Annotated in this window: 13 protein-coding genes and 1 riboswitch; of the genes, 10 read left to right on the top strand and 3 right to left on the bottom strand. The window is 55.6% G+C overall.

Annotated elements, in window-relative coordinates; genetic code table 11:
• Positions 1–119 precede the first annotated feature (119 nt).
• Complete coding sequence (locus HY788_06915; GenBank protein ID MBI4773899.1) at positions 120–1,052, top strand: NADP-dependent oxidoreductase; 933 nt, start codon at positions 120–122, stop codon at positions 1,050–1,052.
• A 61-nt stretch (positions 1,053–1,113) separates the two neighbouring features.
• On the opposite strand, the gene HY788_06910 is transcribed toward HY788_06915, so the two are convergent.
• On the bottom strand, positions 1,114–1,671 hold the full coding sequence (locus HY788_06910) for a DJ-1/PfpI family protein (protein ID MBI4773898.1): 558 nt from the start codon (positions 1,669–1,671) through the stop codon (positions 1,114–1,116).
• A gap of 485 nt (positions 1,672–2,156) precedes the next feature.
• Between HY788_06910 and HY788_06905 the strand changes: the two genes are divergently transcribed.
• The 4 genes from HY788_06905 to HY788_06890 all read left to right on the top strand — a co-directional run bounded on the left by HY788_06905 (position 2,157) and on the right by HY788_06890 (position 6,755).
• A complete protein-coding gene (locus tag HY788_06905; GenBank protein MBI4773897.1) occupies positions 2,157–3,446 on the top strand; it encodes an amino acid ABC transporter substrate-binding protein in 1,290 nt (429 codons plus the stop codon).
• A gap of 134 nt (positions 3,447–3,580) precedes the next feature.
• Positions 3,581–4,471, top strand: a complete 891-nt coding sequence (locus HY788_06900; protein ID MBI4773896.1) for a branched-chain amino acid ABC transporter permease — start codon at positions 3,581–3,583, stop codon at positions 4,469–4,471.
• Positions 4,468–6,054 carry a branched-chain amino acid ABC transporter ATP-binding protein/permease gene (locus HY788_06895; GenBank protein MBI4773895.1) on the top strand — a complete coding sequence of 529 codons (1,587 nt, stop codon included), beginning with the start codon at positions 4,468–4,470 and terminating at the stop codon, positions 6,052–6,054. Before HY788_06900 ends, HY788_06895 begins: the two co-directional genes overlap by 4 nt.
• Complete coding sequence (locus tag HY788_06890; GenBank protein ID MBI4773894.1) at positions 6,048–6,755, top strand: ABC transporter ATP-binding protein; 708 nt, start codon at positions 6,048–6,050, stop codon at positions 6,753–6,755. Before HY788_06895 ends, HY788_06890 begins: the two co-directional genes overlap by 7 nt.
• A gap of 201 nt (positions 6,756–6,956) precedes the next feature.
• Here the strand turns inward: HY788_06890 and HY788_06885 are convergent, their stop codons facing one another.
• Entirely contained in the window at positions 6,957–7,559 is a 603-nt protein-coding gene (locus tag HY788_06885) for a hypothetical protein (GenBank protein MBI4773893.1), read from the bottom strand.
• Between the two features lie 77 nt (positions 7,560–7,636).
• Positions 7,637–7,711, bottom strand: a riboswitch (cyclic di-GMP riboswitch).
• Positions 7,712–7,899: 188 nt separating this feature from the next.
• Entirely contained in the window at positions 7,900–9,867 is a 1,968-nt protein-coding gene (locus HY788_06880; GenBank protein ID MBI4773892.1) for a PAS domain S-box protein, read from the bottom strand.
• 630 nt (positions 9,868–10,497) lie between these two features.
• On the opposite strand from HY788_06880, the gene HY788_06875 reads away from it, so the two are divergent.
• The 5 genes from HY788_06875 to secA all read left to right on the top strand — a co-directional run.
• Positions 10,498–11,196, top strand: a complete 699-nt coding sequence (locus HY788_06875) for an acetate--CoA ligase family protein (protein MBI4773891.1) — start codon at positions 10,498–10,500, stop codon at positions 11,194–11,196.
• A gap of 453 nt (positions 11,197–11,649) precedes the next feature.
• Positions 11,650–12,873, top strand: a complete 1,224-nt coding sequence (locus HY788_06870) for a histidine phosphatase family protein (protein ID MBI4773890.1) — start codon at positions 11,650–11,652, stop codon at positions 12,871–12,873.
• Positions 12,874–12,993: 120 nt separating this feature from the next.
• Positions 12,994–14,265: an alpha-amylase gene (locus HY788_06865; protein MBI4773889.1), complete on the top strand. Its 1,272-nt coding sequence runs from the start codon at positions 12,994–12,996 to the stop codon at positions 14,263–14,265.
• A gap of 49 nt (positions 14,266–14,314) precedes the next feature.
• Complete coding sequence (locus tag HY788_06860) at positions 14,315–14,770, top strand: N-acetyltransferase (GenBank protein ID MBI4773888.1); 456 nt, start codon at positions 14,315–14,317, stop codon at positions 14,768–14,770.
• A gap of 248 nt (positions 14,771–15,018) precedes the next feature.
• Positions 15,019–15,972, top strand: a 954-nt coding sequence (secA, locus tag HY788_06855) for a preprotein translocase subunit SecA (protein MBI4773887.1), incomplete at its 3' end; no start/stop codon positions are given.

Here is a 15,972-nt window from a genome sequence, read left to right as displayed (position 1 = left end):
GTTTCAGTCCTTATATTGGATAAGACTAGGTCGGGTATTCGGTTTTTTCCCGTTTCTTGGAAGCGGGAAGAACTCCGATTGGAAGAGCCCGGATATAAAGGGAGACGATCATGGCAACCATGCAGGCAGTGAGATTTCACTCCTACGGGGACACCAAAGTCCTCGTACTGGAAGAGGCGCCCCGTCCCGAAGCCGGAGAGGGGGAAGTGCTCATTCGGGTCCACGCCGCAGGTGTGAATCCTCTGGATTGGAAAGTGCGCGCCGGTCACGTCAAGGCGTGGCTGCAGCACCGGCTCCCCTTGATCCCGGGTTGGGATGTCTCAGGGGTCGTGGAGGCGGTCGGCCCCGAGGTCACGAATTTCAAAGTCGGCGATGCGGTCTACGGCATGTTGGATTTCATGCGCGACGGCGCTTATGCGGAGTACGTGACGGCACGGACGCGGCATTTGGCGCTTAAGCCGAACTCCATCGACCATACTCAGGCCGGGGCGGCGCCCCTGGCCTCACTGACGGCCTGGCAATCCCTGTTCGAAGTGGCGGGTCTCGAATCCGGCCAAACCGTGCTCATTCATGCCGCGGCGGGCGGGGTGGGGCATTTTGCCGTCCAGTTCGCCAAGTGGAAAGGGGCCAAAATCATCGGAACAGCCTCCGCAAGCAACGCGGATTTTCTGCGGGCGCTGGGCGCCGATGAGGTGATCGATTATCGCTCCACCCGGTTCGAAGAGGCCGTGACCGACGTGGATGTGGTGCTCGATACCATTGGCGGAGACACCCAAGCGCGTTCCTGGAGGGTTCTCAAAAAGGGGGGAACTCTAGTCGCCACCTTGGGAGTCACCTCCCCGGAGGTGGCCCGCCAACACGGCGTGAGGGGTGAGGGGATCATGGTTCACCCTGACGCGGCTCAACTCGCTCAAATCGCGGCCTTGATCGACGCAGGGAAGGTGAGACCCGCTGTTTCCGCCATCCTTCCGCTGGCTGAGGCGTTTCAGGCCCATGAATTGAGCCGGACCGGCCACGTGAGGGGCAAAATCGTTCTTCGGGTAAGTGGTTGATCGGGGGCAATGCTATTTCATGCCACACGATGATGTACATCCCCGATATGCGCGGATTCCATCAGTACGGGTAGTCCATCTGTGCAGCGACTTGCTTGCGCGCATCGGCGCCCGCCCATTTTTGCACCAAGTGCAAGCCCGCGTCGATGGCGGCCGAAACGCCGCCCGCGGTGATGATGTCCACTTCATCGACCACTCGATCCTGAATCACCGTGTCACAGTAGAGTTCCAGCTCCTTGTACGCGTTCGGATGCGTTGTCGCTCTCCGTCCTCGAAGAAAGCCCGCCGCTCCCAGGAGCAGAGCGCCGGTGCATACGGATACCTTCAGTCGCGCAGATTCAGCGGCTTTCAACCAACCGATAAACGTGCGATCATATTGGAGGTTCCTGGCGCCATACCCGCCAGGCACAAACAGCATATCGTAGGAATCGAGGGATTCCGCTACGGTGTCCGCCTCGAACCGTAGTCCCCGATCATCGACAACATGCCGGGCGGTCGAACAGATACGCCATTCGAAATCGTCCATGATTCTCATGGACCTTAGACGTGTTACAGGGTCGTAAAATCCGATGAAATCCAGAGATGTCATGCGATCGAAGACGACAAACGCGGCTTTCATGAAATCAACCTCTCGCGACGTTGGGTGTGCAATCTGCAGCATCCGCCACCGTAAGACCATCGTCGTCCGTCGACAGTTCTTGAACGAATCAGACAACTATACGTAATTTAGGTGCAGGATGCATTAGACATCCGGATAATCATACCTGTTTAATCTTTCCTTTTCATTTCCGATCTGGTATACAACAGAACAACCGTTGGTAAATTCCATGGATTGAAACTGAGCAGGAATGCCGGGAACAACAGGGCGTTCGGCTTGATCCAAAAGCGGCCCGCCTGTTTCCGGACGGTTTTTATTCGTCTTGATTTCACAATGCCTCGCCGCCCTTCATGTACGGTCTTCGGACCCGTTTTCTAGCCCCCGCGCGGGCCGCATGCTTGATATCGACTGCAGCTTATTCGGATGCAAACGCAGAAAGGCGCTTGATAAGCGCCATCAGGAGCGCATGTATGGTGACCACCAACACAAATAAAAGGGAGAGCCGAATGAAAATGAGAGAACGTTTTGGCATCATCTGTCTGCTCACTCTGAGCATCTTTGTTTCGGCGAGCTTCATGGCCTCCAGCGCGGAATCGCGCGACAGCATTCTCGTGGGACACCCGGAGTGTCTTTCGGGGAAGTTTGCCAAAGCCGGAGAGCAGGCCATCGGCGGCGTCAAAGGGTGTATCAAGTGGATCAACGAGGTGTACGGCGGAGTCTCGGTGGGAGGCAAGAAGCTTCCCATCGAGTACGTCAACTACGACTGTGAGTCCAAAAAGGAAGTCGTCACCAGCCTCATCGAGCGATTGATCACGGTGGACAAGGTGAACTTCCTGCTGACGCCTTACAGTTCCCCCCTGACCTTGGCCGGCGCCCCCGTGGCCGAGAAGTACGGAATGCTCTACCTGGATCACGGCGGCGCCAGCGATCGCATTTTCGAACAGGGGTTTCGGTATGTCGTTCAAACCATTGGTCCCGGAAGCCTGTATCACGTGGGCACGCTGGACATGCTGCGCAAGGTGGACCCCGAATCCAAGCGGCTGGCCCTGCTATACAAGGATGCGGAGTTTTCGAGGGATGTGATGAAAGGCGCCGAGGAACACGCCAAAAAGATCGGCTATGACATCGTGTTCAAACGGACTTACCCTGAAGGCACCCCCGACTTGACTCCCGTTCTTTCGGATATGAAGTCGAGTAAGCCGGACATCGTCATCGGTGGCGGCCACTTTGAAGACGGACAGCTGTTTGCCAGGCAGATGGCGGATCTGGGCATCAACGCCAAAGCCATCTCGATTGTGGTGAGCGTCACGTTGCCCGCGTTTTACGAGGCCCTGGGATCCATCGCGGACGGCATCATGGGACCCTCCCACTGGGAATACGGGGTGAAATATTCGAAGGAGGCCGCGGACAAAGCAGGTAAGCAGTGGCTCGGCCCCTCCCAAGACGAGTTTGTGAGTCTGTTCAAGGAAGCCGTGGGCAAAGACCTGACTCCCGAGTATCATGCGGCCGAAGCCGGCGCGGCGATCCTGTCGCTCGTTAAAGCCATCGAGATGGCGGATTCGCTCGAGATGGATAAGGTCCGGGAGGCCTTTGGAAATCTCGCGTTCATGTCGTTTTACGGCGGATGGGATGTCGATGAAACCGGAAAACAGGTCGGGCACAGCATGGTGGACATGCAGTGGCAGGGCGGCGATCGGGTCATAATATGGCCTCCGGACGCGGCCACGGGCAAGCTGTACTACCCCCTGCCCAGCTTCGAGGAAAAGGCAAAGGGCAAGTTGGCCGTACCCAAGTAGCCCATTCGTCGTTGCCCCCGCCGGAAGACTCCGGATGTTTTCAGGGAATATCCCGGGGGAACCTTTAAAAGAGGACCCCGGGACCCTTTCCACGGGTTGGGGGAGGATCTCCAAATGCATCAGGGAATGGTCGGATCATGATTGGAGAACAGCTAGCTGGAAATCTCATACAGGGCTTGTTCCTCGGCGGGATTTACGGCGTGGCCACCATGGGTCTGAGCTTGATCTTCGGGGTGCTGAACGTCGTCAACGTGGGCCACGGAGCCTTTATGATGGTCGGCGCCTTCATAGCCCTCTTCCTGTTTAACACCTTCGGCCTGAACCCCATGCTCGCGATCCCCGTCGCCTTTGTCGTGGGCATCGCGCTTGGGTGCCTGTTCTATTACACTTCCATCCGAAGGCTGATCAAGGCTCCGGAGCTTGCTTCTCTTCTGGCCACCTTTGCTATCGGCATACTGCTCGAGGAGCTGATCAAACAGATCTTCGGGTCCGAGTTCCGCGGATACAACTGGATAGTGTCACGGGTCGACCTCGGTGTAACGGTGCTGCCCATGAGCAAAGTCTACGCTCTTGCCGGAAGCATCCTCGTGGCGATCATCTTGTACGTTTGGTTCAAGAAGACCCGAGCGGGGACGGCGGTGCGAAGTGTCGTCGAAGACGATATCGGGGCCAGTGTGTGCGGCGTCAACGTAGGATGGGTATATGCCATGAGCTTTGCCCTGGGAATATCCTTGACGGTCGTGAGCGGCGTCCTGCTTACGATGTTCATCCCCGTCGGCATTAACCCGTACATGGGCGGTACGTACACTCTGAAAGCATTTGTCGTTGCGGTTTTGGGGGGCCTGGGTTCTCCCTACGGCGCCTTTTTCGGGGGCTTGATTTTCGGGCTCCTGGAAAACGGCTGCTACACCTTGTTTGCGATGATACCCGGATTGGAGCCCTTTGCAATGACGCGCTTCTTTTCCTTCGTGATGTTACTCGTGATCCTCTTGATAAAGCCCACCGGGCTGATGGGGACCAAATGAGCGACAGAATAGCGAAGTACTACCCCCTGATACCCGTCTACGCGGTCTATCTGACGTTGTTCCTAATTGGAAGGAACGCTCCGGGCATGTGGCAATTGATAGCCATGCTGGCCTTCTACGCCGCCATCGGCCAGGCGTTCAACATATTCCTGGGCATGACCGGGTACGTGGACTTCGGCTACGTGGCGTTCATGGGGGTGGGCACGTACGGGATGGCGCTGAGCATCTCCCACCTGTACCATATAGAGTGGCTGGGTAGTTGGGTCGTGCTGGTCGGCTTCCTGCTCGCCGCGGTCATGTCCACCATTCTCTCGATTTTTGTGGGCGCGGTAGCCTTGAGGCTCCGGGGCGCGTATTTCGCCATCGCCACGATCGGGGTGAACGAGGGGTTCCGGTATCTGATCGAAGGAGCCAAGCTCTGGGGCGGATCCGAAGGCATCATTTTTTACGGGCAGTTGGCGCAGGCGGTGGGTCGGAAGACCGCCAGCTTACTGTCCACCTTCTGGGCGGATGTTTTCGTCTTTGTCATAGCCGGGGTCGCCGCCTTCATCACCCTGTGTTACATGAAAGGAAAGATCGGGTACGCCCTGACTGCTCTTCGGGAGGATGAAGACGCGGCCAAGGTCATGGGTATCCATGTGACGAAGTACAAGATCATCGCCTTTATCACGAGCGCGTCCCTCGCCGGGTTGATCGGAGCGACCGCGTGGGGCTTGAAGGTCACGAACGTGTTTCCTCCGGAAGTTTTCGAAATCCATTACACCGTCGAATGCATCATCATAGTCCTGCTGGGAGGCGCCGGAACGTTGCTGGGTCCGGTTGTCGGCGGGCTTATCTATGGACTGACCAAGTACTGGCTCACCGTCATTATTCCGGGATTTCAGCTGCTCATATTTGCGCCTATCATCATTATTATTATCGTCGCGTTTCCCGAGGGAGTCATAGGCGTGCTGGCGCGGACGACCCTGTTCAATCTGATCAGCGGGGTGTTTTTCCCGGAGGAAGGGAGGATCTACTTCGAGGGGAAAGACATAACACGGATGCCTCCGTACAAGCGAGCGCCCATGGGACTCGGACGGACCTTTCAGATTCCCAGGCCCTTCGGATCCGCCACCGTCCGGGAGAATGTGGCGGTGGGAGCCATGTTCGGCACGCTCAGCGGCAAGGTTGGGGTCCGGGAGGCGCTCGAGATCGCGGATCGCTACGTCGAACTGGTGGGCCTTCAAGAGCACCGGGACAAGCCGGCGGGCGGGCTCACTCCCATCGAGAAAAAGCTCACCGAGATCGCGCGAGCCCTGGCCATGCGGCCCAAGTTGCTGCTCATGGATGAGGCCATGGCCGGGATGCATCCGAAAGACATTGACCACATCGTCGATTTTCTCAAGCGCATCGCGGAGGAGGAGCGCATCTCCATCGTGGCCATGGTCGAGCACATCATGCGGGCGGTGGTGGGTCTCGTCCAGAGGGTCGTGGTCCTGTACCAGGGGTCCAAGCTAGTGGACGCTCCTACCAAAGAGGCCTTGGAAAACCCGAGAGTCGTGGAGGTGTACTTAGGTCGTCCGCCGAAGGAGCAATCATGTTGACCGTACGAGACCTCGAGGCGGGTTACGGAGCCATGCAGGTGCTTTGGAGACCCAGTCTAAAGGTGGTTTCCGGCACGGTGACCCTGATTCTGGGACCGAACGGCGTGGGCAAGAGTACGCTCTTGAGCGCCATCTTCGGCTCCATCCTGCCTTGGGGAGGCTCCATCCTGTACGATGAAAACGACATCACGGTTATGCCGACCCATAAGAAGGTGGACCTGGGGCTGGCTCTGGTCCCGGAGGGGAGGCACCTGTTCCCGAACATGACCGTGCATGAGAACGTGGTCATGGGCGCCTATCTGAAAAAAGCGCATGGGGACAAAGACGCCAATCTGCAGTTGGTCCACTCGCTCTTTCCCATACTCCAGCTGCGCGGTGCGCAGCGGGCCGGATCCCTGAGCGGCGGTGAGCAACAGATGCTGACCATAGCGCGCGCGCTCATGACCAAGCCCAAGCTTATCATGTTCGACGAGCCGAGTCAGGGATTGGCTCCGTTGCTGGTCCAGGAGGTCCTTCGAGCAATCCAGAAGATGCGGGAAGAATTCGGGTTAACGATCCTCTTGGTGGAGCAGAACGTGGAAGCCTCCCTCCGCGTGGCCGACTACGTGTACGTCATGCATGAAGGCGCTATCCGCGCGGAAGGAGACCCGCGACAGATCTGCGAGACCCAGGAGATCCGAGAAGCTTACCTGGGGATGTAGACGGCTCTTGAGGCGCCTTTGACCAACTTTTCCTGGCGATCAGGCACATTCCATGAAGCCGGCGGAGGGGAAAGGCGGGAGGCCGCATGGATGCCCAAGCGTAACGCGGGTGCGCCGTGGTTATGTACGTGCTCTTTCCCGGACCGAAAACAAAGCAGGGTCGAACGACCCTGCTTCTGAGTGATACGTCAAAGCCACGAGTTATGCTTTATTTCTAAGCCGCCGGAACCCGAGCATTCCAACTAGGCCGGAACCGAGAAGCCACAGCGCTCCGGGGATGGGTACGGCCTCGCACTCTTTCAGCTTGAAGGTCACGTCGAAGTAGCCCGTCTCGGTCCAGCCGAAGTTAGCCTCGGCCGGGCTGATGAAGGCCCGGAGCTCATAATTGAACGCTCCGTCGGTGAAGGAGAATAAGGTGGGGTTGTCGAGATCCACCGCCCATCGGTTGCCGAACGGAATCAATGAGAAGTATCCGTGGGACTGCCCGGAGACGGCCTGACCGCCGGCCGAAGGCACCGAGAAATTGAACGTCAGGGTAAGAGGTATCGTGGCCCAATCATCGAAGTTCAATGCGCTCTCGGTGTTGTACAGATAGAACAGATTGTCGAAGAACACGGAGTCGTAGCTGCACTCGGGGCAGTCGAGATCGAAGGATACCGGGGGCGTGTAGTTCAGCCCACCCCCGAGAACCAATCCGGGATCCGACGAGCCCACGGTGAGGCTGTCCAGTTGAAAAGTGACGGCTTGAGCCGGCAGGCTCAGGGCCATTAGACCCAGAAACACCAAAACTACCACTCGCTTCATTTCGCCCTCCTTGGTTTTACAGCGCCTTTGAATCTGCGGAGGCCCCGGCGAAATAAAAAAGCCGGGATAGCCCTCCATCAGGCAACCCGGCGATCTCTTTGAGACCCGTAGTTTTCCGCCTCCCGATCGCTCGAGATTCGGCTTTTTCTGAAGTCCTACTTAATCAGCATCGCTATTCTGCATGTCTTCATTTCATTATGCATATCTTCAGGTCTTACGTCAACATTTATTTTTTCGTGATGGCCAAAAAAAAATCATTTGGGGACAACCATATGACATCATTCAATATTATCGTCTCTTGCACTTATGTGTGTTTGGGATGCGAGGACCGTTGTTTTCATCAAGTCCCATATGCCTCATCGAGAACCTTCCTCACCATCAGAGCCAGATCTTTTCTGCCCATGGGCTTCATCAAGAAACCCTTTATTCCGATGGCCTTGGCGCCTTCCTCGCTGAGCTTTTCGCTGAATCCGGTACAAATAATGATGGGAATTCCGGGTTTGATCGAGAGCAGTTCCCGGGCTAGCCGATCGCCCGTCATATTCGGCATCGTCATATCCGTGATCACCAAATCGAACGCGTCCGGATCGGCCTTGAACGCCTTGAGCGCTTCCAGGCTGCCGGTCCGCTCTTCCACGTGATAACCGAGACGTTCGAGCATCTGTTTTTCAAGCCGGGCGATCAATACTTCGTCGTCGACTACCAGAATCCTCTCCCTTCCTGTTTCAAACGTAACCGCCTTGTCGGTGGCTACGGCCGTCGAGATGTCACTCAGGATGGGCAGATACACAACGAAGGTGGATCCTTTCCCGACCTCACTGTACACACGGATATCCCCACCATATTCCTTTGCAATGCCGTACACCACCGAAAGTCCGAGGCCGGTTCCTTTCTCCCGTTCCTTGGTCGTGAAATAGGGCTCAAAAATTCGTCCCATCACGGCAGGATCAATGCCGTACCCCGTGTCGGACACGGAGATCACGGCATACTTTCCCGGCCCGAGAGAAGTACCCTCCAAGTCGCCGCCGGTCAAGGCCAATTCCTTTAGCCGGATCGATATCGTTCCCCCGGTCGCCTCCACCGCATGATAGGCATTCGTTATCAGGTTCATGGCTATCTGGTGCAATTGGGACGGATCGGCCATCACCACGTCGCAGTCGTCTTGGATTTGCTGGAAGATTTCGATGTTTGAAGGAATCGTGGAGCGCGCCAATTTGAGGGCTTCCCGCAAAGCCTGCTGGATTCTTACCGGCGCCATCTTGTGATCCGTTCGCCGGCTGAAGGACAGGATTTGCTTAACCAAATCCTCGGCGCGCTTTGCCGCCCTATAGATCTGCTCCACGTTGGTGTGATTAGGCTCATTCGACGGGATATCCTCCAACAGCATCTCGCATCTTCCAATAATCGGAAAAAGCAGGTTATTGAAGTCGTGGGCAATCCCCCCCGCCAGAACTCCAATGGACTCGATTCGTTGCGCCTGCGACAGTCGCTTTTCAAGCTCCAACTCCTTGGTGATGTCGCGGGTAATCCACACGAAATTCACGATATCCCCGGCTTCGTTTTTGACCGGCGATACGAAGCATTCCGCCGTGTAAAGGGTTCCATCCTTTCGCTTGTTGATGATGCGACCGGTCCACTGCCTGCCTTGAAGAATGGTGTTCCATAGGTTTTTATAGAAGGCCTCATCATGATGCCCGCTTTTGAGAACTCGTGGGTTCAGGCCGATCAGCTCATCAAGAGGGTAGCCCGTGATTTTCTCGAACGCCGGATTGGCGTACTCGATTTTGCCATCCGTCTTGGTGATGACGATGGCCTCCGACGCCTGTCGAACCGCTTCGGCCAGCCTGTGCAGCTCCATCTCGACCTGCTTGCGCTCGGTATTGTCCCTGACGATGCCTTCGATGGAAATGGCCCGACCCGACTCTTCCCGAACGACATTCCACCGGTCATGCATCCATCTCACAGATCCGTCTGCGCGTACCTGGCGGTAATCTACCTCTCCTCCAGTGCGATTCAGGGTTACAGACTCTTCCGCAGCCCTTCTGACATCGTCCCGGTCGTCGGGATGGATGGTGGCTAAAACCGTCTTTGCCGTGGGCCGAGTACCGTCTTTTGCACCGTAGAGTTCGTAGGCTGCCTGGTTGTATAGGACGAAACGTCTGGCGGCCAAGTCAAAGCGATAGATCACATCCTGTGATCTCTCCACAAATCGTTTCAGCTCTTCCAGCGCTTCTCCCTGCCGGGCCAAGTCGTCTTCAAGCTGACCGACTCTTTTTTCCAATTCTTCGTAGGTCGGTTTTTCCGACATAATCGCGACTTTCAAAAACACATCCACGCCAACCTGCAATGAGCGTTCGACGTCATTCGGGGTTGGATAACGAACGGATGCAGTGATAGGTACATGAGGTTAATTCTCAGCGGTCGCTCCTTGTTGCATCAGGGTAGAAACCCATTTCGTCTCGAACAGGCGACCTATCCCTTAGTGTCCGACAGTGACCGACGATTACAAAAAAAGCGGCCGACTTCAAAAGCGAAGCCAACCGGCGGGTCGAAATCGGCAGGATACTATTCGAATGCATTCAGTATATCAGAAATCGCCGCGAACTCAAGGGATTGTGAGGTCCGTTTATGAATCGGCCTCGGCATGCCGGCCTGGGTTTCAGAACGGCGGAGATGCTCGAGAATAGGCGTTTCGTATTCCGCCACGCGTCAAGGCGAACAAAATCTGCCAGGTCATTCGGTTTTATGATACATAGGTTCTAAGAGGACATCATCCTTCAGCAGCTCCACCGAAGAGGATGCGGTCCTGTCACAGACGCCGGAAAGCGGACCACTGGCGACATTTGAAAGCTTCCCTCGGTGGATCGGAATGATGTCCGTTTTTCCGACACGACCGGCGTACGGCATAACCTATTTGGACAGGAGATTGGAAAAGACCATGACAGGCGCCGATGAAGTCAACAAAATCCTAGACCGCGCATTGGAAGAAGGGCGTAAACAGCTTTCCGAGCACGAGTCCAAGCGCGTGCTGGCTGCGTATGGAATCCCGGTCACCCGGGAAGTCCTGGTCAGGAATGAGGGTGCGCTCGTTGAAGCCGCACGGAAAATCGGTTACCCGTTGGTGATGAAAGCGTGCGCGCCGGAGTTGGCTCACAAGACCGAACAGAATCTCGTTCGCGTGGACGTGCGGAACGACGGTGAAGCTTTAGGGGCCTTTAGAGAGATAGTGTCCAATATGCGTGGTATATCCGACGAGGTTCTCGTTCAGGAGATGGTTCGAGGTCGCCGGGAGCTGGTGGTGGGATTGAATAGAGACCCTCAGTTCGGTCCTTGTGTGATGTTCGGGCTGGGGGGCGTGTTCACCGAGATTCTGAAGGATGTGTGTTTTCGAATCGCTCCCTTGAGCCGGCGTGATGCATTGGACATGATGCAGGAGATCCGGGGTCGGAAGATCCTCGGGGCGGTTCGGGGTATGGAGCCGGCGGATCTGGAGAGCCTGGCGCACATCCTGGTGGAGGTGGGACGATTGGGGCTCGAGGCGGAGCGTATTCTGGAGATCGATATCAATCCGTTGATTCTCTCCAAGGGCAAACCTGTGGCTGTGGACGCCTTCATTGCGCTGGGGCCATCGGGATGACGGATTTCAAGGGGCGTTGAAGCCGGCCGGAGGATCCGATCCGCTGCCGGGCTGAGGGATGTTCGCTTCGCCCGCATTCGCTTGCGTGTGCTCCGTCGTGTGTGGGACTGCGTCGAAGCAGAGAGGCTTTGGCCGGGTCTGAACGTGTTGCGAGGAAAACCCGTAGAGTCCGAAGGATCCCCTCGAACGGATGCGTCTTGCTTGCCGATGGTTGTCTTTTTTCGCAGGGGCCGTTAACCTCTCCGCAGGTTAGCGCGCGGGCCTTTCTTTCCTTTACTCATTTCTCAGGAATATCTGACTCAGGGGATCAAACGCATCCGTCTGTCCTCTTGTCCAATGGAACGGAAACTGAGAACGAAGTCATGCACCGGACCGGTAAAGCCAGATGAAAACTGGACTTGCGGGGAAAATTATGCTTATCATTAAAGATTAAACCGAATAGGAAAGCGGCGAATGCGGGGAGATTTCATCTACATCATCATGGTGGGCCTTCCGGCACGGGGTAAAACCACCCTGTCCGGAAAATTGCAGGACAGCCTCCGACGGGACGGCATACGATGCCGGGTTTTCAATAATGGAGACTTACGACGAAAACTGTCCAAAGACAACACGAGCTACCCCGAATTCTTTGATCCCAAAAACAAAATCGGCGCGGCCCTGAGGGAGCGCTACGCGATGATGAACCTCAACCACGCGCGAACCTTTGTAGAGGGCAATCGGGGGAAACCCAAGGCCGCCATTATCGACGCCACCAACGTAAGCTCCGCACGCCGGCGGATGCTGCTCAATGAATTGCCGGAAGACCGGGTGCTGTTTATTGAGTGCATCAACGAAGATCGGGACATCCTCGACGAGAATATCCGATACAAAGTGTGTACTCCGGAATTTTCCCATTTGTCCACCGAGGAAGCCATCATCAGTTTCAGGAAGCGGATACAATATTATCAGGGAATTTACACGCCCCTTCGAACGGAACGCAACTTCGTAAAAGTGAATACATTCCATTACCGTATTCTCGAGGAGAACTTGAACGACGGCGTCCCATTTTATGATCGCATCCGCGATTTTCTCGTAACGCCGTTCATCAAGAATCTGTTTCTGATCCGTCATGGAGAGACCTACTTCAACCTGGAAGACAGGATCGGGGGGGATTCGGGGCTCACCGTGGGAGGGCTCGATCAGGCGCGGGCCTTAGCCCGTCACTTTAAACAAAAACGGATACCTCTCATCTTCACTTCGGACCGGAAGCGAACGATCCAGACGGCCATACCCATACAAGAGGAACAGCAAGGCTGCAAAATCATTACCCTTGAAGAGTTCAACGAAATCGACAGCGGCGTGTGCGAAGGCATGAGCTACGCCGAAATACGTGAAAAGATGCCGCACGTGTCCGCCACCCGGAAGAAGGATAAGTACAACTACGAGTATCCGGAAGGGGAGGGATACGTATCCATGGAGGAACGCATCAAGCGTGGGGTGAAAAAGGTCCTTTATTTAAGCAGCCATTCCGAGAACATCATGATCATCGGACACCGGGCCGTAAATCGCATGATTCTCGCTCATTTCGTATTCAAGCGTAAAGAAGACGTGCCTTACATATACGTCCCGCAGGATAAGTATTATCATATGGCCATCAATCAGAATAAGAAACTGTTTCAACTGAAAAAATACTCCTGAAACAAGACTGTTGGTGTATAAGGAAGGAGCGAAGTTTGCGTCGGAGAGGACCGGGCGTCATATATCGGACAGGGATCCGGGAGCCGCCCGAACATACAGGTACCGGACTTCAAGAGAACCATGATCATCTATAACCTGTTTCCAACCATCGTCGGGCCGGTGACTCGCTGGAGACCGCATTTGGAACGAGCGGCCCGAATGGGGTTTGATTGGGTGTTCGTGAACCCTTTTCAGGCTCCAGGCTTTTCGGGCAGCCTGTACGCCGTCAAGGATCATTTTCACTTCAATCCGTTATTGATCGATGCAAACGATATCCGTTCGGCGCGGGATCAGATGAAAGACACCATCGCGGCCGGCCGTGAACTGGGACTCAGGTTCATGGCGGACCTGGTGGCGAATCACTGTTCCATAGACTCTCCGCTCGTGGCGAAGCATCCGGAGTGGTTCGACTGGGCCGGGGACGGGAAGGTGGTTCATCCGGGCTGCAACACCGCCGAAGGACGGGTGACATGGGGTGACCTCGCACGCATCGACCACGAGAAGACCGCCGATCCGGAGGGCTTGTTCGGCTTTTTTATGGAATGGATCCGATTTCTCCTGGATTTGGGGTTTTCGGGGTTTCGCTGCGATGCCGCGTATCAAGTGCCGTCCGCGTTCTGGGAGAAGATCATCCTGCATACCAGAGACCTGAACTCGGATGTGGTGTTTACGGCGGAAACGCTGGGTTGCAGCATCCCCGAGACAGTTTATACGGCCCTGTCGGGTTTCGACTACATTTTCAACAGCGTAAAATGGTGGGATCTGGCTTCGGACTGGCTTTTAGAGCAGTACGGCCTCACACGCGACGTGGTGCGGTCCATCGGCTTTCCTGAGAGCCACGATACCACCCGTCTGGCGGAAGACGTTCAGGGTAATGAAGCCGCCTTAAAACAGCGCTATTTCTTGTCGGCTTTCTTTTCATCCGGTGTGCTGATGCCGATCGGATACGAGTTTGGGTTCAAAAAGAAACTGCACGTGGTGGAGACCCGCCCGGAAGACTGGGAATCCGCGGAGATCGACCTCACGGACTTCATTGCTTCGATCAACGAGGTCAAGAAACAGTATGCGCTTTTCGTGGAGGACGGGCCCGCAAAGGCCCTGAAGTCATTCAACGATCAGGTATTGTTACTTTGGAAGGCTTCGGTCAGGGCCGGCGAAGAGGTGCTGGTTGTCCTGAACAAGGACGTCTACCATCGACAGCAGGTGACGTTGCAGTCCCCGATCTCCTTTGTGCAATCCGGCGAAGCCCTGATTGACGTGTCTCCGGTGGACCGTATGTCGCACATACCCGACCCGTTCAATTATCTCCTACGGCCCGGAGAAGGCCGGTTACTTTTTTCGCGCTGGAAATGACCAGCCGGACTTGGAAACGACTTTTCAATTATAGGTGACGGGTTTTCCCATGATTCGTAAAGCCAAGATACACGACGCCAAAATCATCCATGGTCTGTTGCATTATTATGCAGACAGAGGACTCCTGCTTCCCAGATCGTTGAGCGACATCTACGATCACATCCGGGACTATTTTGTGAACGTGGATGGAGAAGACGACAAGGTGACAGGCGTGTGCTCCACCCACATCGTTTGGGAAAACCTGGCCGAGATCCGCTCTCTGGCCGTCGAAGAGACGGAGCATGGCAGGAAGATCGGCAGCAGACTCGTGGAAGCGTGTCTTTCGGACGCCGTTACATTGGGTATTTTCAGGATCTTTACACTCACGTACGTTCCGGACTATTTCAAACGTTTCGGGTTTGAAATAGTGGACAAGTCCGTTTTGCCCCATAAGGTCTGGGCGGACTGCATCAAATGTGTGAAGTTTCCTGAATGCGATGAAACGGCCATGCTCCTTGAATTATGAGTCCTTCGTACGAGGCCTCGACGATTGCTCTTATCTTCCGGAAGCACAATACTTCCGGAAACAGCCTATAGCCTGGTAAGACGCGGGTCGAAATGCTTATCATGTTTATTTGGACTCGGCATGGCGCATAACCGGCAACGCGGCCGGCCGCACCGGCCTTTCAGGAGCGGTTGGTTCGTAGAGGCGCCGGCGCGGCCTCCGAGCGTCGTTTCCTGGCCGGGATGCCGAGTCTCACGTGGGGAAACCGTATGTTATCCAGTTTGATCACGAAGGTTGTTGGTACAAAGAACGAACGAGAGCTGAAGAAGCTCGCCCCTCTGGTGGATCAAATCAATCTGATGGAACCGGGGATGAGGGCCAAAAGCGACGCGGAGCTTCGTGGAGTAACGGGGGCGCTGAAGGAACGAGTGAGTCAGGGGGCGCCCCTGGATGAGATCCTGCCGGAGGCGTTTGCCGTTGTGAGGGAAGCGTCGATTCGAACGCTGGGACAGCGTCCGTTTGACGTTCAGATCATGGGAGGCCTGGTCCTCCACCAGGGCAAAATCGCGGAAATGAAAACCGGCGAGGGAAAGACTCTCGCCGCCACCATGCCCGTATATCTGAATGCGATTGCGGGAAGGGGCGTTCACGTGGTCACCGTGAACGACTATCTGGCCGGAAGAGACGCGGATTGGATGGGGGCCGTATATCGATTCCTGGGGCTCGACGTGGGGGTCATCCTGCATGACATGACCGACGAGGACCGCCGGAAGGCTTATGGCGCCGATATCACGTATGGGACCAATAACGAATTCGGATTCGACTATTTGCGGGACAATATGAAGTACTCGCTGAACGATTACGTTCAGCGGGACTTCTACTATGCCATTGTGGACGAGGTGGACAGCATCCTGATCGACGAAGCCAGGACCCCGCTTATCATATCCGGACCATCGGACGAATCGACGGAACTCTATTATCGATTAAACCAGATTATTCCGAAGCTGAAGCGGGAAGCCGACTTCACGGTGGAAGAAAAGACGCGGACCGTTTCGTTGACGGAAGAGGGAGTGGCTCACTCCGAGAAACTACTCAAGATCGATAACCTCTACGATCCGAAATACATCGAGGTGCTTCATCACCTCAATCAGGCATTGAAAGCTCACAGCCTGTTCAAGAGGGACGTGGATTATATCGTGAAAAACGGTGAAGTCATCATCGTG

The organism is Deltaproteobacteria bacterium (assembly GCA_016208165.1).
Taxonomy (GTDB): Bacteria; Desulfobacterota; Desulfarculia; order JACQYL01; family JACQYL01; genus JACQYL01.
This window is presented reverse-complemented; position numbering and strand designations above follow the sequence as displayed.